Annotated in this window: 17 protein-coding genes, 1 pseudogene and 1 riboswitch; of the genes and pseudogenes, 5 read left to right on the forward strand and 13 right to left on the reverse strand. The window is 38.0% G+C overall.

Going from position 1 to position 21,330, the window contains the following annotated elements:
• Positions 1–98: 98 nt before the first annotated feature.
• The 6 genes and pseudogenes from ACQV2G_RS06480 to uvrB all read right to left on the reverse strand — a co-directional run bounded on the left by ACQV2G_RS06480 (position 99) and on the right by uvrB (position 6,543).
• Positions 99–632, reverse strand: coding sequence for an NUDIX hydrolase (locus ACQV2G_RS06480; protein ID WP_428876403.1), 534 nt, complete (start codon positions 630–632; stop codon positions 99–101).
• A complete protein-coding gene (locus ACQV2G_RS06485; protein ID WP_428876404.1) occupies positions 619–1,893 on the reverse strand; it encodes a bifunctional folylpolyglutamate synthase/dihydrofolate synthase in 1,275 nt (424 codons plus the stop codon). Before ACQV2G_RS06485 ends, ACQV2G_RS06480 begins: the two co-directional genes overlap by 14 nt.
• A pseudogene (folE, locus tag ACQV2G_RS06490) lies at positions 1,890–2,961 on the reverse strand (GTP cyclohydrolase I FolE). Before folE ends, ACQV2G_RS06485 begins: the two are co-directional and overlap by 4 nt.
• A gap of 3 nt (positions 2,962–2,964) precedes the next feature.
• Positions 2,965–3,315: a dihydroneopterin aldolase gene (folB, locus tag ACQV2G_RS06495; RefSeq protein WP_428874125.1), complete on the reverse strand. Its 351-nt coding sequence runs from the start codon at positions 3,313–3,315 to the stop codon at positions 2,965–2,967.
• Positions 3,316–3,323: 8 nt separating this feature from the next.
• Positions 3,324–4,316 (reverse strand): dihydropteroate synthase, encoded by a 993-nt coding sequence (gene folP, locus ACQV2G_RS06500; protein ID WP_428876405.1) that lies wholly within the window; start codon positions 4,314–4,316, stop codon positions 3,324–3,326.
• 75 nt (positions 4,317–4,391) lie between these two features.
• A riboswitch (THF riboswitch) is annotated at positions 4,392–4,484 on the reverse strand.
• 61 nt (positions 4,485–4,545) lie between these two features.
• Entirely contained in the window at positions 4,546–6,543 is a 1,998-nt protein-coding gene (uvrB, locus tag ACQV2G_RS06505; protein ID WP_428876406.1) for an excinuclease ABC subunit UvrB, read from the reverse strand.
• 186 nt (positions 6,544–6,729) lie between these two features.
• On the opposite strand from uvrB, the gene rpsT reads away from it, so the two are divergent.
• Complete coding sequence (rpsT, locus tag ACQV2G_RS06510; protein ID WP_428874128.1) at positions 6,730–6,990, forward strand: 30S ribosomal protein S20; 261 nt, start codon at positions 6,730–6,732, stop codon at positions 6,988–6,990.
• A gap of 163 nt (positions 6,991–7,153) precedes the next feature.
• Here the strand turns inward: rpsT and ACQV2G_RS06515 are convergent, their stop codons facing one another.
• Positions 7,154–8,131 (reverse strand): diaminopimelate dehydrogenase, encoded by a 978-nt coding sequence (locus ACQV2G_RS06515; RefSeq protein ID WP_428874129.1) that lies wholly within the window; start codon positions 8,129–8,131, stop codon positions 7,154–7,156.
• 15 nt (positions 8,132–8,146) lie between these two features.
• Positions 8,147–9,166, reverse strand: a complete 1,020-nt coding sequence (gene holA / locus ACQV2G_RS06520; protein ID WP_428876407.1) for a DNA polymerase III subunit delta — start codon at positions 9,164–9,166, stop codon at positions 8,147–8,149.
• Between the two features lie 130 nt (positions 9,167–9,296).
• On the opposite strand from holA, the gene ACQV2G_RS06525 reads away from it, so the two are divergent.
• On the forward strand, positions 9,297–10,034 hold the full coding sequence (locus tag ACQV2G_RS06525; protein ID WP_428876408.1) for a gamma-glutamyl-gamma-aminobutyrate hydrolase family protein: 738 nt from the start codon (positions 9,297–9,299) through the stop codon (positions 10,032–10,034).
• A gap of 43 nt (positions 10,035–10,077) precedes the next feature.
• Here the strand turns inward: ACQV2G_RS06525 and ACQV2G_RS06530 are convergent, their stop codons facing one another.
• Both ACQV2G_RS06530 and ACQV2G_RS06535 read right to left on the reverse strand, forming a co-directional pair.
• Positions 10,078–11,289: an FtsW/RodA/SpoVE family cell cycle protein gene (locus tag ACQV2G_RS06530; protein WP_428874133.1), complete on the reverse strand. Its 1,212-nt coding sequence runs from the start codon at positions 11,287–11,289 to the stop codon at positions 10,078–10,080.
• 63 nt (positions 11,290–11,352) lie between these two features.
• The gene (locus tag ACQV2G_RS06535) at positions 11,353–12,204 is read right to left on the reverse strand and encodes a YihY/virulence factor BrkB family protein (RefSeq protein ID WP_428875498.1); all 852 of its coding nucleotides are present in this window, start codon (positions 12,202–12,204) and stop codon (positions 11,353–11,355) included.
• Between the two features lie 158 nt (positions 12,205–12,362).
• Between ACQV2G_RS06535 and ACQV2G_RS06540 the strand changes: the two genes are divergently transcribed.
• On the forward strand, positions 12,363–13,046 hold the full coding sequence (locus ACQV2G_RS06540; RefSeq protein WP_428874135.1) for a histidine phosphatase family protein: 684 nt from the start codon (positions 12,363–12,365) through the stop codon (positions 13,044–13,046).
• Between the two features lie 81 nt (positions 13,047–13,127).
• Here ACQV2G_RS06540 and ACQV2G_RS06545 read toward each other — a convergent pair whose 3' ends face one another.
• Positions 13,128–14,873, reverse strand: a complete 1,746-nt coding sequence (locus tag ACQV2G_RS06545) for an ABC transporter ATP-binding protein (protein WP_428874137.1) — start codon at positions 14,871–14,873, stop codon at positions 13,128–13,130.
• Entirely contained in the window at positions 14,860–16,602 is a 1,743-nt protein-coding gene (locus ACQV2G_RS06550) for an ABC transporter ATP-binding protein (protein WP_428876409.1), read from the reverse strand. The genes ACQV2G_RS06545 and ACQV2G_RS06550 overlap by 14 nt, the downstream gene beginning before the upstream one ends.
• A 333-nt stretch (positions 16,603–16,935) precedes the next feature.
• Between ACQV2G_RS06550 and ACQV2G_RS06555 the strand changes: the two genes are divergently transcribed.
• Positions 16,936–17,889, forward strand: a complete 954-nt coding sequence (locus ACQV2G_RS06555; RefSeq protein ID WP_428876410.1) for an NAD(P)-dependent oxidoreductase — start codon at positions 16,936–16,938, stop codon at positions 17,887–17,889.
• 71 nt (positions 17,890–17,960) lie between these two features.
• Here ACQV2G_RS06555 and ACQV2G_RS06560 read toward each other — a convergent pair whose 3' ends face one another.
• Positions 17,961–20,855: an insulinase family protein gene (locus ACQV2G_RS06560; RefSeq protein WP_428876411.1), complete on the reverse strand. Its 2,895-nt coding sequence runs from the start codon at positions 20,853–20,855 to the stop codon at positions 17,961–17,963.
• Between the two features lie 122 nt (positions 20,856–20,977).
• Between ACQV2G_RS06560 and ACQV2G_RS06565 the strand changes: the two genes are divergently transcribed.
• Positions 20,978–21,319: a phage holin family protein gene (locus ACQV2G_RS06565; RefSeq protein ID WP_428874141.1), complete on the forward strand. Its 342-nt coding sequence runs from the start codon at positions 20,978–20,980 to the stop codon at positions 21,317–21,319.
• Positions 21,320–21,330 lie beyond the last annotated feature (11 nt).

Here is a 21,330-nt window from a genome sequence, read left to right on the forward strand (position 1 = left end):
CTAAGTAAAGCGTTGGTGATGCGCTAAACCGAGCGAGGGCATTGTTCTGAATTTTCATACAGAACAATGATTAATTATAGTTTAAAGCAGTCTCATAATCAAGGGGGTTTCTTAATTAATTGGAAATAGGGCTGAAATTCGTCTGGAGCTTGATCTTCTGCTAATAAGTGAACAGCCAATTCTGATTGAGCGCTTTGTTTAGTGGTCCCTTGGAAGTAGTACCTAAAATCTAGATGATAATGAGCCCCTTCGCCTTTTTGTGGGTTAGCGGGGATGGCAAATAGATTAAGGTCTACTAATTCGGACTGAGTAAGGGAGGTGAATTTTAAACCCGTTTCTTCGTATAGCTCACGCAAGGCTGTTGTTTGAGGGGTCTCCCCTATTTCCACGTGTCCTGCAGGTAATAAAGTTTTATGTAAATAAGGATGATGAATAAAAACTAAAGACTGATCTTGAAAAACCAAGGCTGAAGCTGATAAGTGCAATGGACTTTTGCGGTCCAAGAGATTGCTTGCAGGATATTGATCCATTATTTCTTGGAGCCTTAAAAACTTCTTCTGATTAAAGAAGGGTGAGACTTTAATCAATTCTTGCGCATTATTCAAAAGCTCTGCTGCATTAATTTGTTGCAAACAAATCCCTCACTTTTTTTATCAGATGGAAAGAGCCCACAACAATAATAGGATCGTCTTGGTCTTCCATCAGTTGTTTTAATCCTGCACGACTATCCGGATAAGAAATCACTGAGCTTCCTTTTTGTTCAAAAAGTTTTGCTAGCTCTTTGGTATCCATCGCTCGATCTGGAAAATCGGGCTGGGTCACATAAAAATCAGCAGTTAATTTTAATAATTCATCTAGAATAGCCGGTACATCTTTGTCTTTGAGAAAACCACACAAAATGCTCAACTTTTGACCAGCATATAATGATTGGATGCTAGAGATTAATTCTTGAATGGCATCTAAATTATGAGCAGCATCTAGGATAATGTCGGGAGTGCTTTGCACTTTTTCAAAACGTCCTACCATTCTTAAGTCTTTAAAAGCTTTTGTCATGTCAGTCTCTATAGGAGAAGGTTGTTCACTTTCCAACCATACTTGATACCATTTAAAGACGGTCTTTAAATTTTCATTTTGGAAAGTCCCTAATAAGGGCAAGTAGAGTTCAAAACTTTTTTGATTTAGTTCCACTTGAAAATAATGTGGACGCTTGTAAACAATCTTTTGGTCAGAGCTATCATGGAAAGAACTTTTTTGCTCCGAGCTTATTTGTTTAAGACGCTCAACCACTCCGTTCTTTTGGTTCGGCGCCACAATGACTTGTTGATTTGAACGGATAATACCAGCTTTAGTCTCTACGATAGCTTGCAAAGAATCCCCCAGTAAATTTAAATGATCCATACCAATTTTAGTAAAGATGGCATATTCAGAGTGGCTAATTGCATTGGTCGCATCAAGGCCCCCACCTACACCACATTCTAAAACTAGATAATCACAGGCTAAATGGGCATAATACAGGATCCCAATCAAAAAGGTGGTCTCAAATTGTGACAAATCTTTTTGTGGGTCTAAGCCTAACATAATCGCCGCTCGGTGAACTTCCGCCATGATACAGCTAAAATCTGACTGACTAATCATTTGGTCATTGACTTTAATACTTTCACATTCTGAATATAAATGAGGACTGGTAAATAGTCCTGTGCGATATCCATGAGCAAGTAATAAATGAGAAATCATATTAGCAGTTGACCCCTTACCATTAGTTCCCGCAATATGGATGATTTTAACGGTTTGGTCCGGTTGGCCCAATTGTTTCAACATGGCTTTTAAAACACTTAGACGGTCTCCTTCACCATAAAGAATAGTTGGTAAATCATCGGTCAAACTGTTAATCATAAGGCGTTCACCTTAGGTAAAGACTGCAGAAATTCATTCCGCAACTGAACATCTTCATTAAAGACGCCTAAATAATAGTTGGTACGGGTAATGGAGTTGACTTTTTGGACCCCGCGCATTTCCACACACATATGACGGGCATCAACCACCACAGCTACTCCCTTAGCATGGGTAATCTCCATCAAAACCTCAGCGACTTCACGCGTAATATTTTCTTGCACATTTAACTTTCTTGCAGCATAGTTTACCAATCTTGGTATTTTTGACAGGCCAATAATTTGTCCATCTTGTGGAAGATAGCCTACATGAACATTCCCAAAGAAGGGTAACATATGATGTTCACACATAGAATAAAAAGGGATATTATTGACTGCCACCATTTGTTGATTAGGACTGGCATCGGTTGGGAACATTTTTCCTTCCGTAAATTCTTCTAAGCGAGTAGAAGCTGTAATTTCCTTTAGCGACTTGGCAACACGTTTAGGTGTTTCAATGAGCCCCTCACGATCTGGGTCTTCTCCGATTTCGATTAAAAGCTCACGAACTAATTCTTCTATACGATTCAAATTAATTTCTTTCATTTTCTACCACTCTTTCTATTCTTTGGTCTTGTGTCTTTTCTAAATGTTCAATGGCTTGATTAATTTGACAATAAGCATAAAAATTGGTGTCAATAATTTCTTTTAAAGGAATTAACACAAACAAACGGTTCATTATTTCGGGATGCGGTAAAGTTAGCTGAGGGTCTTCACTTTCTAGATGGCCAAAATATAAGATATCCATATCTAAAGTTCTAGGTCCCCAAACGATCAATCGCTTTCTTAGTAACTTGGCTTCTATTTCATGAAGGTAGTCCAATAAGTCATAAGGATCTAAGTCTGTTTCAATGGCGAGAGCTTGATTAATGAAGTCATCTTGCACGACTCCTCCTACTGGAGAAGTCTGATAATAGGCCGAGGCTTTTAAGACTTCAATTTGTGGATGAGTCGCTAACAGCTCTTGCCCCTTTCGCAGATTAGCCATCCGATCTCCTAAGTTAGATCCGACACTCAGATAAACAGTTGCCATCCTCTATCCCTCCAATTCAATTTCGGCAGAATCTAAAATACCATCGATGGGTAATTGTAATTTGCGAACATTGACTTTGACCTGACTAATTAGTTGTGGATTGGATTGTTTTATTAAATCTAAAAGGTCAAAAGCAACTGTTTCAATCAAGTCGACCCGTGTTTTTTTTATATATTCAGCAACTAGATCATAAAAATGCGCATAAGAGACTGTTTCATTTAAATCATCTCGCGTGAGACTGGCCTTCATGGTCACCGTCAGATCAACAGCGATATTTTGACCTAATTTCTTCTCTTCAGGAAAATAGCCAATATGCGAATAAAAACGCATGTTATTTAATTTTATCTTAAACATAACTCCTCCTATTTAAGTGGATAAGCAGCAAAATTTGTATCCTCTAAGCCATCAGATAAGCGCAAGTGGTTACCAATTAACGAAGCAATCCGGTGAGAGCTTCCCACATGAACCCTAAGCATTTCGATACCCATAAAAGCAGCGATAGCGGATAAGGCAGCAGAGCCTTCGTCTCTTTGTCTGAATCCTTCTTCGGTTTCAACATCTACATTAAAGCCAGCTTCTTGCAGGGTGTTTTGAATAAAGCGTTTACGAGAAACCCCTAAGAAGCAGGTAAAGCCTTTTTGGTGAATCCGATTGGCTTGATGGATTAATTGGTAGTTCTCACGTTTAGTTAAACCAAAGCCGATACCTGGGTCAAGTGCGATGCGGTCTTTTTTGATACCCGCTTCAGTCGCATACTTTAAAGACTTATCAAAATACTTATCCATCAATTCAACAGCGTCCATTTTGGCAAAAGCGTCCAATTCTGCTTTGCTAAAGACGCCTTCTGCTCCAAACTGCGGAAAGACCTTGGCGGAAGGATGGTCTGGACGGACAATTACTGGATTAGCCATCACAATGACACCAGCTTGAGTTGGTGCAATCACTGAGGCCATGCGCGGGTCACCTAAAAGTCCAGTAATATCGTTGATAATATCGGCTCCGGCTGCAAGCGCTGCTTGAGCAACCTCAGCTTTCCAAGTATCAACTGAGATTATTACATCAGTTTGCGCTCTTAGGGCCTTGATAACTGGGACGACACGTTGGATTTCTTCTTCTACGGCCACATAAGTCGACCCCGGACGGGTAGATTCTCCTCCGATATCAATCATTTGACAACCTTGCTTAATCAGTTCCATCGCTCGCTTACAAGCCACTTCTAGACCAAACCATTTTCCTCCATCTGAAAAAGAATCTGGGGTCACATTGACGATTCCACAGAGAATGGTCGGGTCGCCATGCTTAATCTCACGATGGTTAAAGCGAAAGACTGGCTGTTTTTTTGGATTTACTTGCATGTTTTACTCTCCCCACTTAGATAGTTTGACTCAAAAAAAGAGCACTCTTCAAAAGAGTGCCCTCCACAAGATGAAAACAGCGGAGGCGATTATCTATCGCGTGAGAATCACTTCGTCTTCTAGCGACATCCCATCTAGAAGCACTTTACGTAAATAACCTACTCTGTTTTTGAATTCCCTTATATTGTAAGGGAATACATTAAAAATTACAATGTTAGATTTTTATTACTTATTTTATCTTGAAATGCGCTTTCAACTCCATCATTAAATCACGCGTCTCGGCTGCTTTTTCAAAATTCATTTCTTTAGCATAAGCTTTCATCAACATGGTTAAACGCTCCAGCTCTTCCTCTCTTTGCATCCGAGATAGTTGTTTGAAATCTAGTAAGACATTTTCTTGACGATCTTCTGCTTCCACATCGTGAGTGATACGAATTAAGTCGCGAATATCTTTTTTGATAGTCGTCGGTGTGATGCCATGCTCTTTATTATAAGCTGTTTGAATTTGGCGTCGTCTTTCTGTCTCATCAATCGCTTTTTGCATAGAATTAGTGATGCGGTCTGCATACATAATTACGCGACCGTTTTGGTTTCGAGCGGCTCGACCAATTGTTTGTACCAAGGCACGTTCTGACCTTAAAAAGCCTTCCTTGTCCGCATCTAAAATCGTCACCAGTGATACCTCAGGGACATCTAGTCCCTCTCTTAATAAGTTAATCCCGATTAAGACATCAAAAACACCTAATCTGAGATCACGGATGATTTCCGTTCGCTCCAAAGTCACAATATCTGAATGCAGATATTTGACCTTAATATCCAATTCCCTTAGATAATCGGTTAAGTCTTCAGACATTTTTTTGGTTAAAGTCGTTACAAAGACACGTTCATTTCTTTCCACTCTTAAACTAATTTCGGAAACTAAATCATCAATTTGTCCCTTAATCGGTCGAACCTCTATAACAGGATCCAAAAGACCTGTTGGACGAATAATTTGTTCGACATATTCATGGTTGGTATGTTCTAATTCATAAGGGCCTGGTGTGGCTGAGATATAAATAATCTGATTAATATGGTCTTCAAACTCATTGAGTTTAAGTGGACGATTATCCACAGCTGAAGGTAGACGAAAGCCGTATTCAACCAACTGATCCTTACGCGCCCGGTCACCATTATACATCCCACGAATCTGCGGCATGGTAATGTGGGATTCGTCAGCAACGATTAGAAAATCATCAGGAAAGAAATCTAATAGCGTATAAGGTGGCTCTCCTGGTGCACGCCCATCCAGATGGCGCGAATAGTTTTCAATGCCTGAACAATAGCCCATTTCCAATAACATTTCAATATCATAGTTAGTTCTTTGCTCTAGTCGCTGAGCTTCTAATAGTTTATTCTCAGAGCGTAAGACTTCTAATCTTTCCTCTAATTCTTGACGAATACTTTCAACTGCTCTTTGCGTTTGTTTTTGATTAGCTACGAAGTGGGTAGCCGGATAAATGGGATAGTGTTCGACATCCTTTTTGATTTCACCTGTTAAAACATCTACTTCACGGATACGGTCGATTTCATCACCGAAAAACTCAATCCGAATGACTTCTTTATCTCTTGAAGCTAAAAAGATTTCTAGGACATCGCCACGGGCTCTAAAGGTTCCACGTTGAAAATCAATATCATTGCGAACAAATTGCATGTCGACTAAACGAGCCATCACTTGGTCACGGGCAATTTCTTGACCTTGACGTAAAGAAAGTACATGCTCACGATACATGTCCGGATCAACCAAACCATAAATACACGACACTGAGGCGACTACTATCACATCGTCTCTTTCTAATAAAGAAGAAGAAGCTGAATGACGCAACTTATCAATTTCGTCATTGACACTGGATTCCTTTTCGATATAGGTATCAGAAGATGGCACATAGGCTTCTGGCTGATAATAATCATAGTAGGAGACAAAATATTCGACCGCATTATCAGGGAAAAATTCTAATAATTCGGAATATAATTGACCGGCTAGTGTTTTATTATGAGCTAGGACCAATGTTGGTTTATTGACTTCTTCAATTACCTTAGCCACTGTATATGTTTTACCCGTACCAGTAGCCCCAAGTAAAATCTGCTCTTTTTTTCCTGCTCTTAAACCAGCCGCTAACTCTTTAATTGCCTGGGGTTGGTCACCAGCTGGTTCATAAGGTGATACCACCCTAAATTTATTACTCTTCAAAAACTCGCCTCCATTTATGCTTTTGCTCTTAATAAATTACACAACTTTTGCTTGTCTCACAAGTTCAATGCTTATTAAATAATCTGACTTATTTTTATTGCAAGTTGACATTGTCTTCTGTATAATATTTCTTGTTGACTAAGTTTTCAGACTTAGACTAGATTTATTGAAAAGAGGTGACCATTCATGGCCAATACAGCATCAGCAAAAAAACGTACACGTCAAACTGAAAAAGTTTCTAGCCGTAAACGCACTCAAGTTTCTGCTTTAAGAACTGCAATGAAAAAAGTTCGCGTAGCAGTTGAAACGGGCGAAGGTGATGTTCAAGCATTATACCAAGCCGCAGTTAAAGCTATTGACTCTGCCGCAACTAAAGGCTTAATTCATCACAACAAAGCAGCACGTGATAAATCTCGTTTAGCTAAATTAATTGCATCTGCTAAATAATAATTGAGCTTCCATTGGGAGCTTTTTTGTTTTACTGATTAATCAGACCAAGCATCCTCGTTAATCCTTGTTTGATTAGGGGCCTAACAACAAGCCGATAAATCTTGTTACAGACCCTAATCGAAAGGTTTTAAGAAGGATGCTTTTTATGTTGAACTTCATTTTATAGATACTGATTAAGTAGTTCTTGTCGACTGTGCTTGCTTAAATAAGACACTGGAACATCTAATTGTGTTAAGGCTCCTGATTTTCCTTCACTAGCTAAACGGTAAACCGCTCTGGCATAGGCCAGCAGTAAATGGGCTTGATTAAATCGAGGGTGATTAAAACTTAAGCTCAAATCATAAGTAGTAAGCTCTTGATTGTCTGAAAGGGTCCGAATCAGCCGACCCGCTTTGGCTTCCTTTGAAAGCTTGGTCATCTGATCACTCGAAACAAAATTTATATTCCTTTCAACTTGAGAAAGATAATTAGGTAAGGCCTGTACTTGATCATGAATCCTGTCAGGATTCACTCCCTCTTCCAAAACTAGGTAAGCCACTCTTTCTTGATAGTCAGAAAAACGCAAATCAGCACCTTCCCCTTTTAAAATGGCTTGTATACTTTGAGGAGAGGCTTTGATATATACACTTGCTTGGGCTACTCCTTCTATGCCAGCCAGTGTTTCACTCATTTTTTGACTCCATTCATTTTCGATAAAACGATAATTAGTTGCTTGAGGCATCACAGCTTCTGCCAATAATTGATTGATTGTATAAATACCAGGATTCCACCCTACACCTATCACGGCTAATTTATGGTGAACCTGACTGATAGAATCGATCGATTTTAATAAAAGAGCTGGCTTAGCATAAAAATTATATGTATCCACTAAATTAAAATGAGCCGCATATTCCGTTAGATTATCAGGATTATCCTCAGTAGTACCCCTACAGACTAGCAAGACATCAATAGACTCTTTAAAGTTAAGTGCTTGTTCCATGGGATGAATAGGCAAAGACTGCAAGGCTTGTGGGAAGTCCTGCTTACTTTGCCGGCTAAAGATATGTTGGATAATTAAGTCTTGGTGTTGATCCATAACTTCCATAATAGCTTGACCCACTTGATCGAAACCTGCGATGGCTAAGCGAATTTTTTGCATAGGAACCTCCTTTAATTAAAGTTGCATGATTTTGGTCAGGATCAGATAGAAAGACGTATCCTTATTGCCTAAACCGGTTTTCATTTGGTAATCAGCTTGAATGAGTTGTAAATAAAGCTGACTAAGTTCTCCTATTTGCATGGGTCGACTGGCTTGAAGGGCTAATTTCACTCGATAAGGATGGACAGAGAGTGTTTGAGCTATTTCATCTTGCTTTATTCCTTGCATTTGTAAGAGTTTAACTTGTAAAAATAAGCGAAACTGCGAAACGATTAAGGCATGTAGTTGAATGGGATCGTGCTTCATTAATATTAAGTCTTGATAAATTTGAATCGAGCGATCAAGCTTGCGGGCTAGTATAGCATTGGTCAATTCAAAGACATCTGAAGCTAGGCTGCGTGTGACTAAAGAATTTACCACTTCCAGGGTAACCTTTTGACCACTTTGAGCAAATTGTTTCAACTTCTCCAATTCAGCCACTGCTTGACTCAATTGATAATCTACACGTTGTAACAAAGCCTTTTGGGCTTCTGTAGTCATCTCAAAATCAGCACTTTGAATATAACTTTGAATAAAGGACTGAACAGCCGCTTCTCCTAGAGGAGAAATATTAATATAAGTCGTCTCTTTCAGGAATGCCTTAGTTAATTTTCGCCTTTTATCCACTTGATCATGAGGGACGATAAAAAGAATACAAGTAGCGGGATTAGGATCCTTCAAATAATCCAACAAGCGCTTTGTTTGACCATCAGTCATTTTTTGTTGAGCTTGGCTGATTAGAAAATCTACTTGGTCCACTATAATGAGGCGTTGGTCGACAAAAAACGAATAACTTTCTGCTTCATCTAAAACAGTGTCAATGGATACTTCATTAGCGTCAAAGCTAGAAAGGTCTAGTTCGCCGGCCAAATTTTCAATTTTTTGAGCCAGAGCTTGTCGAAAATTCTGTTGAAGATAGACTTCACTGCCTTGAAGACAGTAAACATTATCAATCTTACCCTGAACTAAAGCCTGTTTTGCCTTTTGAAAGTCCATAATGCCCCTCCTCATCCTCTCTCATTAGTGTACCAAATATTTTATGCTTTGTATGCTATAAAGCCTTTTAACTTGCAGGCACTTTCTTGTATAATAGGAATATCATTATAGTCGCAGAAAGGAATTTATTATGCAACCAATCATCGCAATTACTGGTAGTATTACACCCATTCAAAACGACCCTCGATATGCAGCCTTCGATGCTACTTACACCCCTCACTTTTTTGTAGAAGCTATTATTGAAGCGGGAGGGATTCCACTCGTTCTACCCATCAATAACCAATATCCAATTGAAGCCATTATTGACCGTATAGACGGTCTGATCCTAACTGGTGGACAAGATGTGGATCCACGTTTTTATCAAGAAGAACCTCATTTAAAATTAGGATCTTTAAATATCGACCGTGACCACCATGAATTAAAATTAATTAAACATTTTATGCAAGCTGGCAAGCCAATCCTTGGTATCTGTCGTGGTATGCAATTAATTAATGTTCTTCAAGGTGGGAACCTCTATCAAGACCTCAGCTTGTATCCAGAATGGGCTATTCAACACGTGCAAAAATCAGAATTAAACCGTATGACCCACCGGGTTAAAATTGATCCCAATTCACGTTTAAGTAATTGGATGGGAACTGGTGATTACGTCAACAGTCTTCACCATCAAGCCATTAAAGAGCTGGGTAAAGACTTAAAAGCCATTGCCTGGTCAGGTGACCATCTGGTTGAAGCCATTGAATCCACTGATCCAAATGTGGATATTTTAGCTGTCCAATGGCACCCTGAACTCACTTACAAACATCAAGAAAGCAGTCGAGCTATCTTTAAAGATTTGGTAGAACGGGCTAAAATAAGCAGTAATATTTAATTAATCAAACAAAAACGAATCCTGCATAGGATTCGTTTTTGTTTTAGTATTGCTTACGATCACCGTACATATAAGGGTCAGCTTCTGAGAACATATAGGATCGGTGATGGTAACGCATAGAGAGTATCAGACCCACTCCGACCATATTAGACAGTATGGCCGATCCCCCTTGAGAGATAAAGGGTAATGGTACTCCCGTAATTGGCAGTAAACCGATAGTCATGCCCACATTCTCTAGAACGTGGAAAAGAATCATGGTAATAACTCCTGCAGAAATATAAGTATAATACTCATTTTGAGTCTCAAAACAAGTTTGAACCATTTGATAAATCAAAACAAAATAAATCACCAGAATAATCGCCGCACCAAAAAAACCAAAATTTTCACCAATAGTCGTAAAAATAAAGTCTGATTCACGAACCGGAACTGGCACTTCGGAAATGCCAAAGCCCTTACCATAGAGTTGACCAGATCCAATCGCTAAGATCGATTGAACCAGTTGGTAAGATTCACCTCTGGTGTCTGAGAAGGGTTCTAACCAAGTAGTGATCCGGCCTAACTGATAAGGTTGGAAGCCGATTTTCAGTAAGGCATCTGGGAATAAGACGGCCAGTAAGATTAATCCCCCACCAACAATGAAAACAACTGAAAAAGCTGGAAATAAAATTTTCCATGAAACACCGGATAAAAGAATCAATCCAGCGATAATAGACAGCATGACCAAGTTAGTTCCCAAGTCATTTTGCATTTGCACTAATATTAATACAGGTGCGGAAGCCAATAAGAGTTTACCAATCAAGATAAAGTCGCTTTGAATCGTTCGATTAGTATTTTGATTATTGTGTTCGGTTACCAATCGTGACAGATAAACTATCAAGGCTGGTTTCATCAACTCTGAAGGTTGAAAAGATAAAGAACCTAATTTGAACCAAGATTTAGCTCCCGTCATGATTGCTGTTTGGCGATCATGGAAAAAAAGGACGAGCACCAGTAAAAACAGACCAATACCGTAAAAGTAAATAGATAATTTCCAATACTGTTCACTATCAAACTGCATAACGATAATAACGACCAGAGAACCTAAGGCGTACCACAAGGCTTGTTGTAAGGTCGGCCCGATTCCTTGGTTGGAAATCATTGCGGTAGTTGCATATACAACGGCTAAGCCCACTAAACATAACAACAAAACAGTTAAAACAATGCCATAATCAATTCGATTTTCTTGATAACTAGCAATTCTTCTATTTATTTGCATTAATATTTCTTCCTCCTTAAGGATAAGACTTAATCGATGGATTTGATAGATCGAATCATTTCATTAAAGTCTCTTATTAACAGCCTTAAAATCTAAAGTTAAAACATTTATAAAAGCGCCGATAAAAAATATGAGACAATTTAGATAAATCCAAAACATGATGACTAAAATTGCACCCAAGGCAGTGTTACTATTAAGTGATTGATTAAATTGAATAATGGTTCCAAATAATTTACCTAAAAGAGTAAACGTTAATACAGAGAATAAGGATCCTGGAATAGCTTTAGTATATTTTAATTGATGATGCGGTAAATAGGTATAAACAATCACTAGAAAAATAAAGAGGAAAAATAAAGACCCCCAACTTCCCCCTCTTAACCAAGTAAACAAAAAGCTCAAATCACTTCTTAAATACTGGTCAATCCAAGTCAGTAAATACTCACCGAAAGTAAAAATAAAGGTTGAAACTAAAATAACTAAGACGCTGACTAAGGTAAAAAGATAGGCAAATAAGCGTTGAATCAAAAAGTGTCTCTTACTCTTTACCCTATATATTTGATTGAGCACTCTTTGCAAGGCATTAAACACATTGGAAGCAGGCCATAAAGCTAAGACTAAACCAATTGGCACCCAGCTAGTAGAAGCTGTTTGATAGTACTGTTGAATCATTGGGATTAAGGACTTAGCCACTTGTCCAGGCAAAGAAGTTCTCAAAAAGACAATGACTTCTTCATAAGAATAAGGTAAGAGCACAATCAAGTTGGAAAAGGCTAAGAGAATAGGAACAACGGCTAAGAGAATAAAGTAAGAAACTTCCGCCGCGTATGAGCCAAAAGAAAGCCCATCAAGCTGCTTTTTTATTTTGACAACTAAGCTTTTGATTTGGTCTTTAGACTTGGTATTTAACAACCCCATTTAGGCTACTCTCCCTTCTTATAACTTCTATAGATTACCATAATCATTGAGTAATTGCACTTGAATGTCTAAGCAAAATCGATAAATTCAATCGGATTGCTTAGACAATAATTGGCAATAAGGTTATAATTAAAGAGAATAAAGAACGGAGGGAATTTATGTCTAACGGTGTTACTTTTTACTTTATGCGGCACGGTGAAACGATATTTAATCACAATGGTCAAGTGCAAGGTTGGTCCGATGCCCCCCTAACTGCTAAAGGAATTGAGCAAGCAAGAGCTTCTGGTCGTGGCATTGCAGATATCCATTTTGATGCGGTTTATTCCAGCGATTTACACAGAACGCAAGAAACTCTCCGCTATGTTCTGGATGAAAACCATCACAAAGACCACTACGAAATCCAATTAATGAAGGAATTACGGGAAGTCTTCTTTGGTTCATTTGAAGGTCAACCTGCTTCCAATCTGTATGATGCAGTGGATGAGCATTTATTGGCCGGTGGTATTGACGTAAAAAAAATGGATAAACCAATTGAAATGCCTAAATTTCTAAAGCTAGTAAAACATTTAGACCCTGAACATTGGGCTGAAAATTATGTTGAATTTTGGGATCGGATTGAATCAGGACTTTTAATTCTATTAAATAAGCATGCGGGAACTAATCAAAAAATATTGATTATGAGCCATGGCATGGCCATTAGCAATCTAATTCACGGTTTAGTGGCAGATTTCGAGAGTGGACAACCCCTATCTAATTGTTCCCTATCCATTGTTGAATATCGTGACGGACAATTTCGTTTAAACGCCTTTAATCAAACTGAGCATTTTATCTACGATAAATAAGTCAGCCATTTTATAAATTAATCCTAAACAATAAAAACACCGGGGCATTTACCCGGTGTTTTTTGCTTGAGAATTTAGAAACTAGGAAACCTTAGCCTGCATCCGATACATTTCGGCATACTGTCCATTTAAAGCCATCAATTCATGATGGTTGCCTTTTTCTTTGATTTCGCCATTATCCATCAAAATAATTTGATCGGCATGCTGAATAGTCGATAGGCGGTGCGCAATGATAAAAGTTGTCCGACCTTTTTGTAGCACTTTCATGGCTGCTTGAATGATCGTTTCAGTCTCAGTGTCAATATGTGAAGTTGCTTCGTCTAAAATTAAAATCTTAGGATCAGCAGCCAGGGTACGCGCAAAGGAAATTAACTGCCGTTCCCCTGAAGAAAGGGATTGACCTTTTTCAACCACTACTTCATCGATCCCCTTTTCTAATTTAGCCATCATTTCTTTGGCCCCAACTTGTTCGATAGCCTGCATGATCTTTTCTTGGCTGATCTCCGGATCATTCATAGAGATATTACTAGCAATGGTTCCTGAGAAGAGGTAGGGCTCTTGTAGGACGATGCCCATATCGGCTCGAACACTCTCACGCGAAAAGTCTTGAATATCCTGGCCGTCAATCAAAATCGTTCCATCTTGTGGATCATAGAAACGGAAAATTAAATTAATTATCGAAGATTTTCCTGAACCGGTATGACCGACTAAACCAATTGTCTGACCAGGCTCAACTTCAAAATTAATATTTTTTAAGACTTTTTGATCGCCTTTATAGGCAAAGTTCACATTTTGAAAGCTAACACGCCCCTCACCCATTTCAAAGACTGCTGCTTGATCTTTTTCACTGGGGTGATCCATCAAGGAAAAGACCCTAGAGCCTGAAACTAAAGATTGTTGCAACATAGTCATTAAACGCACAATTTGTGTAATCGGATCAAAAAGGCGCGATACATAATTAATTAACACATATAATTTACCGACAGAAATACCTAAGATGCCCTCTAAGTATTGAGTTCCTAAATAGGTCACTACCAATAAAATACCCATATTTTTTAATAAATCAGCCAAGGACCAAGAGAGTCTAGAATCAATCTTTTGGGATTGGAGTCTTGATTGATACCATTCTTCATTGGTTGCTTCAAATTCATCATTGAGCATTTCTTCTTGTCCAAAGGCTTGAACAATTGTTACCCCTTGAATAATCTCAGCCGTTTTGCTGTTTAATTCAGAGATACTTTCACGCCATTTAGTATTGACTGGCGCAATTTTACGCATATAAATAACTTGCCAAACGATAAAAAGTGGGATGAATAAAAGAAAGGCTAAACCAATTTTTAAATTGACGTAGAGTAAGGCGGCATAAATACCAATGACCGTCATTAAGTTAATCAACATACGGTTACAAAAGTTTTGATAAAAGGACTGACGCAAAACTTCCGTGTCATTGACAATTCGAGCCGCAATTTTTCCAGCCGGTTTATCATCAAAGTATGAAACCGGTAGGGTTTGCATATGCTGATGGGCTTGATCCCTCACCTTTTTACTCAACTGATTGGCCACAAAAGCCATTAAAATATATGCAGAGTAAGAAAGGACTGCCGAAGAAACCAAAATCAAGACATAGCGAATGAAGAAGCTAATTACCTTGCCTTGTTCAATGATTTGATTATTACTGACTTGATTGGCTGCATAATCAATTAAATCTTTAGCTAATAAAGGAGCATAAACAGAAAGGCCGACCGAAGCAATTAGGAAGAAAACACCTAATAAAAATTTCCATTTAGCATACTTCAAATAGGACAATAAACGTTTAAAAGTTTCCATTTTCGCCCTCCTCCATTAGTTGATTACGATACTGTTGGTAATACCAACCTTTAGTTTTTAATAGTTCTTCAGGTTTTCCTCTTTCAATGATGCGCCCATCTTCTAAGACTAAAACTAAGTCTGCATGCGAAACAGCTGAAAGACGATGGGTAATGATAATATTGGTTTTATCTTGACGTGCTGCTTGAATATTTTTAATGATAGCAGTTTCGGTTTTAGCATCTACTGCAGACAAGGAGTCATCCATAATTAAAAGCTCCGGCTTACGAATTAAAGCACGGGCAATCGCAATTCTTTGTTTTTGTCCACCTGAAATGGCTACCCCTTTTTCACCGATTAAGGTTTCTAAGCCCTTATTCATATGGGCCATATCCTTAGTAAAATCAGCTGCTTCAATGGCCTCGTTCAGCTCCACTTCTGTCGCATCAGACTTTCCAAAAAGAATATTGTCTTTGACTGAGCGAGAGAAAAGCACATGGTCTTGAGGAACATAACCAATCAAACTAGCTAATTGTTCAAAATGATAATCAGCAATCGGATGGCCGTTAATCTTTAAGGATTCAGGATCTTCAACAGGATACTGGCGTAAGAGTTGTCGCACTAAGGTCGACTTACCTGAACCGGTTTTGCCAACAATTCCTAAAGTTTGACCCGCCTTTAAAGAAAAATTGATGGCTTGAATAACTGGCTCTTGATCATCAGGATAGGCAAACTGAAAATCTTTGAAATCAATTTGTTCAATCTGACTAATCGATCGGTCGCCTTCTTTGCCAAAGAGATCATCAGCCTCTTCGATTTCTTGAATCTTACGGTGTGAAACTTGACCCTGTTGATAGATCGCAATCAAATCAGACATCCCCCAAATCACTTCATTAAACATACCGAGATAAATTTGGAAGGTAATCAATTGACCAATTGATAATTGGCCTTGGTTGACGTAGTATGCCCCTAAGGCCAGACCAATCCCTGTGGAAAGGCCAGAAAAGATACGAGCAGAAGGTCCAAAAAAACCAAATAAGAAGTTCATCACATTGGTTTGTTTGACAACATCTTTGGTTCTTTCTTGAAAACGCACCTGCTCTAAGTCTTTCTTTCCATAGGCACGGATTACGCGTACCCCATCAACTGTTTCAAGCACTTCGTTAGACAATTTAGCTACCGCATCGCGGCTGGCTTCATAGCGTTTATCGGCTTCTTGTCCTAGGAAATGAATGATCACCCCAAAAAGAATTAAAGGAATAATTGATATTAAGGTCAATTTCCAGGAAATAGTAATAAACATGACTAAAAGAATTGAAATCAGCCAAGATCCATCTGAAATGATAATTAGAAAACCATAAGCTAATGTTTCCCCCAAACGATCTATATCTGAAGTCATCCGCGTCATTAAATCACCCGAGCGGTAATTTTCATAAAAAGGTAATTTTAAATAAGTGAGTCGGCGAAATAATTTTTGACGGACTTGCTTGGTGAAAAGTGATGAACGACCAAAAAGAATCACCAACCAAGAAGCCTCTACGATATAATTTGATACAGCCGCTACTGAGAAAACGGCTAAATAAAAAATTAAAGTCTTTGAATCTAAAGATTTTTTGACAATGGCATCAATGAATAATTGAATAATATAATTGGGAACGATAGCTAATAAGCCTGATAAAATGGCTAGTAGGCCGCCAATGAAATAAGCCATTTTATGTTCCTTAATAAATTGATATAATGCTGCTAACATCTCTCTCCTTCTTCCTAGATCCTTTCATAATAAGTAAGCATAAAAGACACCTATTTAAGGTGCTCCTTAAATAGGTGTCTTTTTGCATAATGACAGACTCCTAGATCAATTAGCTAGTGAGTCTTCCTATTTATTATGAAAGGAGTTTTTGTGATAATTAAATGAAAGACAAATAAGTTCATAGTGTTCATTGTTTTAACTCCTTTCTAAATTTAATGAATCTATTGTATACCTTTTCATATAATCTGTAAACACTGATTTCATTTTATTTGCAATTAATTGTCAATAGCGTATCGTATAATTAGAGTTGCTATTTAATTAGGAGGTTTATTTATGAAAATTGTTGTTCTAGAAAACTTAAAAGTCCCCCAAGAACGGATTGAAGAACTGGCAAAACCTTTAATAGAAGCAGGCCATGAATTTAAATATTATCCTGAAAAAACGACAGACCCAGACGAAATGATTAAACGCTGTCAGGGAGCAGATATAATAACTTTGGCAAACAATCCTTTTCCCGAAGAAGTCTTAGATCAATTAGACATGGTGAAATATATCAATGTGGCTTTTACTGGCGTCGACCATATTCCTTTAATCAAAGCCAAAGATCGCGACATTTTAGTTTCGAATGCCGCTGGCTATGCCAATACAGCCGTCGCTGAATTAGTCCTAGGGATGACGCTTAATTTATTCCGTCAACTCAAGGCTAGCGACCAAGAAGTAAGAATGACCGAAGACTTTCCTGGTATTCGGCAAGGCTCTGAAATTAAAGGCAAGACGGTAGGAATTATTGGAACTGGAAAAATTGGTAAAGAAACGGCTAAATTATTCAAGGCCTTTGGCGCTAACTTAATGGGATTCAATCGCAGTCGTGATCAGGAATTAATCAATATGGGAATGGATTACTCCTCCTTAGAAGAATTACTAGCTAAGAGTGATATCATCACTATCCACCTTCCACTTAATCGCGAAACCCAGCAATTCTTTGGAAAAGATCAATTACAAGCTATGAAAAAATCAGCCGTTTTGATTAATTGCGCTCGCGGTCCAATCATTGATAGTGATGCCCTAGCCCAAGCCTTAAAGGATGGAGAGATTGCTGGAGCCGGAATTGATGTCTTTGATAGCGAGGCACCTCTTCGTGAAGACCACCCGCTGCTAACCGCACCAAACATCCTACTGTCTCCTCATGTTGGTTACTTTACCCATGAAGCGATGGATTTAAGAGCTCAAATCGCTTTTGAAAACATCTATCGTTATCTTGAAAATCAACCACAAAACTTAGTTTAATACTCCTTATAAAAAAGCACCCTAAAAAAATAGGATGCTTTTTCTCTTTCAATTTGAACCAGTTAAATAGCTTAGTATAATTCATAGATTACATCGAATAAGTCTTTATCTTTTTCAATTTTCGCCTTATTACCAATAACTGCTAGAGTGTAATCTTGAAGTGCGTTTTCTAATCCATCTGCTAAGTCATTTAGTTGCTCATTCGTTACAGCAATCATCTCTTCTTTTAACTGACTAATCATTTGATAATCTAAGCCAGTTAAATGCAAGGTGAAGGCTTCTACTCCTTTTTCGTGTGCTGATTTAGGACGTTCTAATGGTGAAAGACTGCCAATGATATTCTTAAGTAGCTCGCTTTCTGAAAGCTCTAATTGGCGCACATAAGCAGGAATCGCTAAATAACTTTCTACTGATTGGCGGATATTAGGATCACGATAGGACATCATATATAAAGAACCTAACCGATCATGACCATAACCAGAACCGTAGGCTCCACCTTGTACACGAATGGTATTCCAAAGATAGCCTAAATTCAATTCATTGCTCAGGACCTTAGAAGCACCTGAATACTGTAGGTGGTCACTAGCATCAGCCGCAAGACCAACATAGTTGACATCTTGAGCGGTGACAAAGGCTTCATTTTGTTTCTTGCCACTTGGATAAGTTTGCAAAGGTCCTAAATCTTTTGATGGAAGCTGATTAAACGCTTTAAGCACCTTATTTTTAACCAAACTTGCTCGCTCTTGATTACCGGTATATAAAATGTTTAGACGGTTAAAGTTAAGAATTTTTTGATAGCTAGTCTTTAATTGGTCTAATAATCGATCGCCTTTTCCTTCTTTGAGTAAGTCACGGCATTCTTTTAAATAATTAAAGAAATCAATGCCTGAAGTCATTTGTTCTAATTTAAGAGCTGGCTTATACTGGCTCAGTGCGCGTTTAAGGGCTAAAACATGAGCCCCAAAGTTTATACGGTTTTCAAAACCGGCAATTAATTCTTGGATGATGCGTAAGATTTCTTGCTGATCTTCAATCAAGGTCGAAGTCATAATTTCTTGCATTAAGTCGATCAAATGATCGGATGAAGCTTCCAGTGCTTTTCCATTTAAGGCAAAATAGGTTTGAATACTACCGTCTAATTTGGGAACGATATCTACTGAGGCTAAGATGCCACCGGTGTGGGTATCCATTTGCCGTTGTAATTGATCAGAAAAATAGTTTTTTGTAGCAAGGCCTGACATCAACTTGGCTAATAATGAAAGGCGTGAGTATTCTTCGACTTCAAGATCACGAATATCCCAATAAAGCGATAAGTAATCAATGCCTGAGGTGAATTGGTCTGCATGATAAAACTTACCTTGACTCTTTTCAAGCGGATTAATTGTCAAAGGTAATTCTTCTGTTTCTGTTGTTAAGTCTTCCTTAGTTAACATAGGGATTTTAGCTAAATCTTCTGGTTTATCGACCGATACTTGACGTTCAATTAAGGCTTGAGTGGAAGCTACCAAATCTTCTACCTCTTGTTGAGAGAGTTGAGACTTGTATGCTTGTAGTTCTTGATCTTGCTTGGCTTCTTTTTGATCACTTAGTCCTGGACTTGCCTCAAGCGTGATTGCCACACGGTGGTTATTGTTTAACAATTTTTCTTCAATTAATTTTTCAAAGTAGCCCTCTTTGGCAAGCTTTCGCAATTCTGTTAACCTCTCAGAGAAGGAAAGAATGTCAAAAGGTGAAAAGTCGTACAACCAGGTTTGGTAAGCCGATAAGGTATAAAAAAGGCCGCGAGGACGTGATTCTGAAATGACTCTTTCTTTCAAACGGAAGCTAATTTTATTAATGGAAGCTTGAATAATTGCTGGATCAATTCCTTCATCAACCAATTTAGCTAAGGTTTCTTTAACAACCTTTTTAAAGTCCTCCATCTTATTAGCAGACGAGTACTTAGCTAGAATCATAAAAACTTCAGTATAACCAGGTAAATCATGACCTCCACTGATGTCGCCACCTATTTCCGCATCAAGGAGTGCTTTCTTCAAGGGAGACTGGTTATTACCGAATAAAATTTCTTCCAAAATTTCAAAGGCCATGGCTTCTAGTAATCTGTCAGCAGTCGAAACATGCCAAGCTAAACATAGATAGTCTTTGTCAGCTGGGTCATCTCCTTCAGTGATCGAATAGTGTTTATTAATTTCTTTTTGACTTGGCTCTTGGATATTAAATTTTAAATCTACAGCTGGTGTTTTGCCTTTTCCTGAAAAGTATTCTTCTAACCTCTCAAAAGCATGGTTAATATCTAAGTCACCATAAAGAACGGTTAATGAATTGCTTGGATGGTAATATTCTTGATGGTAGTCCACAAATTCTTTTTGGGTTAAATCTGTAATAGCTGATGGTAGACCACCTGATTCATATTGATAAATAGAGTCTGGATATAAGGATTGACTCATGGCATGATACATTTGATCATCCGGTGAAGCCATTGCCCCTTTCATTTCATTATAGACGACCCCTTTATAAATCAGCTCATCCTCAGCCTTTTCTAAATGATAATGCCAACCCTCTTGCGCTAAAATTTGAGGATTTTGACGGAAATTCGGTTCGAAAACGGCATCTAAATAAACGCTCATCAAGTTGCTAAAGTCTTGGTCATTCGTTGAAGCGACAGGATAAATGGTTTTATCGGCAAAAGTCATAGCGTTTACAAAGGTATTCATCGATCCTTTGATAATCTCTACGAAAGGTTCTTTAGACGGATATTTTTTAGACCCATTGAGAACTGAATGTTCGATAATATGCGTAATTCCATTGTCACTATATGGCGGTGTTTTAAAGCCAATGGTGAAAGATTTATTCTTATCTTCATTTTCGAGATATAGAACTTGAGCCCCCGTTTCTTCATGGACATATAAATGTCCCACCGAGTGAATATCTGGAATGTTTTGACTTTCTATTTTGTTAAATGTCATTATATGACCTCCTAATTAATTGTTTACTTTCTCATTATGGCATAATTGTAAGCCCTTTAAAAGAATTTAGAAGTATTTCGAAGCGATAATTTCTGCTATAATATTATAAAAGGAGTGATTGAATGAAAAATATTTTAACAACAACTTTAGTGGTTCTTGTTTTAAGTTACATAATCCCTGGGATTGTTGTCACTAGTTTATTGTCTGTCATTATTTTTTCTATTTTATTGGGATTAGTAAGTGGAACTCTAGGACGTTTATTAAAGTTTGCAGGCTGTGCCATTAATTTACTGACCTTTGGTTTCTTCAACCTTGCTATTAATGCTTTTATGATTCAATTAGTAGACAGTATGTTGGATGGTATTCAAGTTGAAAACTTCTGGTACGCAGCTTTACTGTCAATCGTTATTAGCCTCTTCTCTACTTTCAATCAGAACGAAGATATAAAACACAATAGAATCTAGTTCCATTTTAA

Origin of the sequence: Facklamia sp. P12955 (genome assembly GCF_050409565.1) — a bacterium.
In the GTDB taxonomy this organism is placed as follows: domain Bacteria; phylum Bacillota; class Bacilli; order Lactobacillales; family Aerococcaceae; genus Facklamia.

Coding starts and splice junctions, on each gene's coding strand:
- ACQV2G_RS06485 (WP_428876404.1), bottom strand. CDS start 1,893: ATGATTAACAGTTTGACCGATGATTTACCAACTATTCTTTATGGTGAA.
- folB (WP_428874125.1), bottom strand. CDS start 3,315: ATGTTTAAGATAAAATTAAATAACATGCGTTTTTATTCGCATATTGGC.
- folP (WP_428876405.1), bottom strand. CDS start 4,316: ATGCAAGTAAATCCAAAAAAACAGCCAGTCTTTCGCTTTAACCATCGT.
- rpsT (WP_428874128.1), top strand. CDS start 6,730: ATGGCCAATACAGCATCAGCAAAAAAACGTACACGTCAAACTGAAAAA.
- ACQV2G_RS06515 (WP_428874129.1), bottom strand. CDS start 8,131: ATGCAAAAAATTCGCTTAGCCATCGCAGGTTTCGATCAAGTGGGTCAA.
- holA (WP_428876407.1), bottom strand. CDS start 9,166: ATGGACTTTCAAAAGGCAAAACAGGCTTTAGTTCAGGGTAAGATTGAT.
- ACQV2G_RS06525 (WP_428876408.1), top strand. CDS start 9,297: ATGCAACCAATCATCGCAATTACTGGTAGTATTACACCCATTCAAAAC.
- ACQV2G_RS06530 (WP_428874133.1), bottom strand. CDS start 11,289: ATGCAAATAAATAGAAGAATTGCTAGTTATCAAGAAAATCGAATTGAT.
- ACQV2G_RS06535 (WP_428875498.1), bottom strand. CDS start 12,204: ATGGGGTTGTTAAATACCAAGTCTAAAGACCAAATCAAAAGCTTAGTT.
- ACQV2G_RS06540 (WP_428874135.1), top strand. CDS start 12,363: ATGTCTAACGGTGTTACTTTTTACTTTATGCGGCACGGTGAAACGATA.
- ACQV2G_RS06545 (WP_428874137.1), bottom strand. CDS start 14,873: ATGGAAACTTTTAAACGTTTATTGTCCTATTTGAAGTATGCTAAATGG.
- ACQV2G_RS06550 (WP_428876409.1), bottom strand. CDS start 16,602: ATGTTAGCAGCATTATATCAATTTATTAAGGAACATAAAATGGCTTAT.
- ACQV2G_RS06555 (WP_428876410.1), top strand. CDS start 16,936: ATGAAAATTGTTGTTCTAGAAAACTTAAAAGTCCCCCAAGAACGGATT.
- ACQV2G_RS06560 (WP_428876411.1), bottom strand. CDS start 20,855: ATGACATTTAACAAAATAGAAAGTCAAAACATTCCAGATATTCACTCG.
- ACQV2G_RS06565 (WP_428874141.1), top strand. CDS start 20,978: ATGAAAAATATTTTAACAACAACTTTAGTGGTTCTTGTTTTAAGTTAC.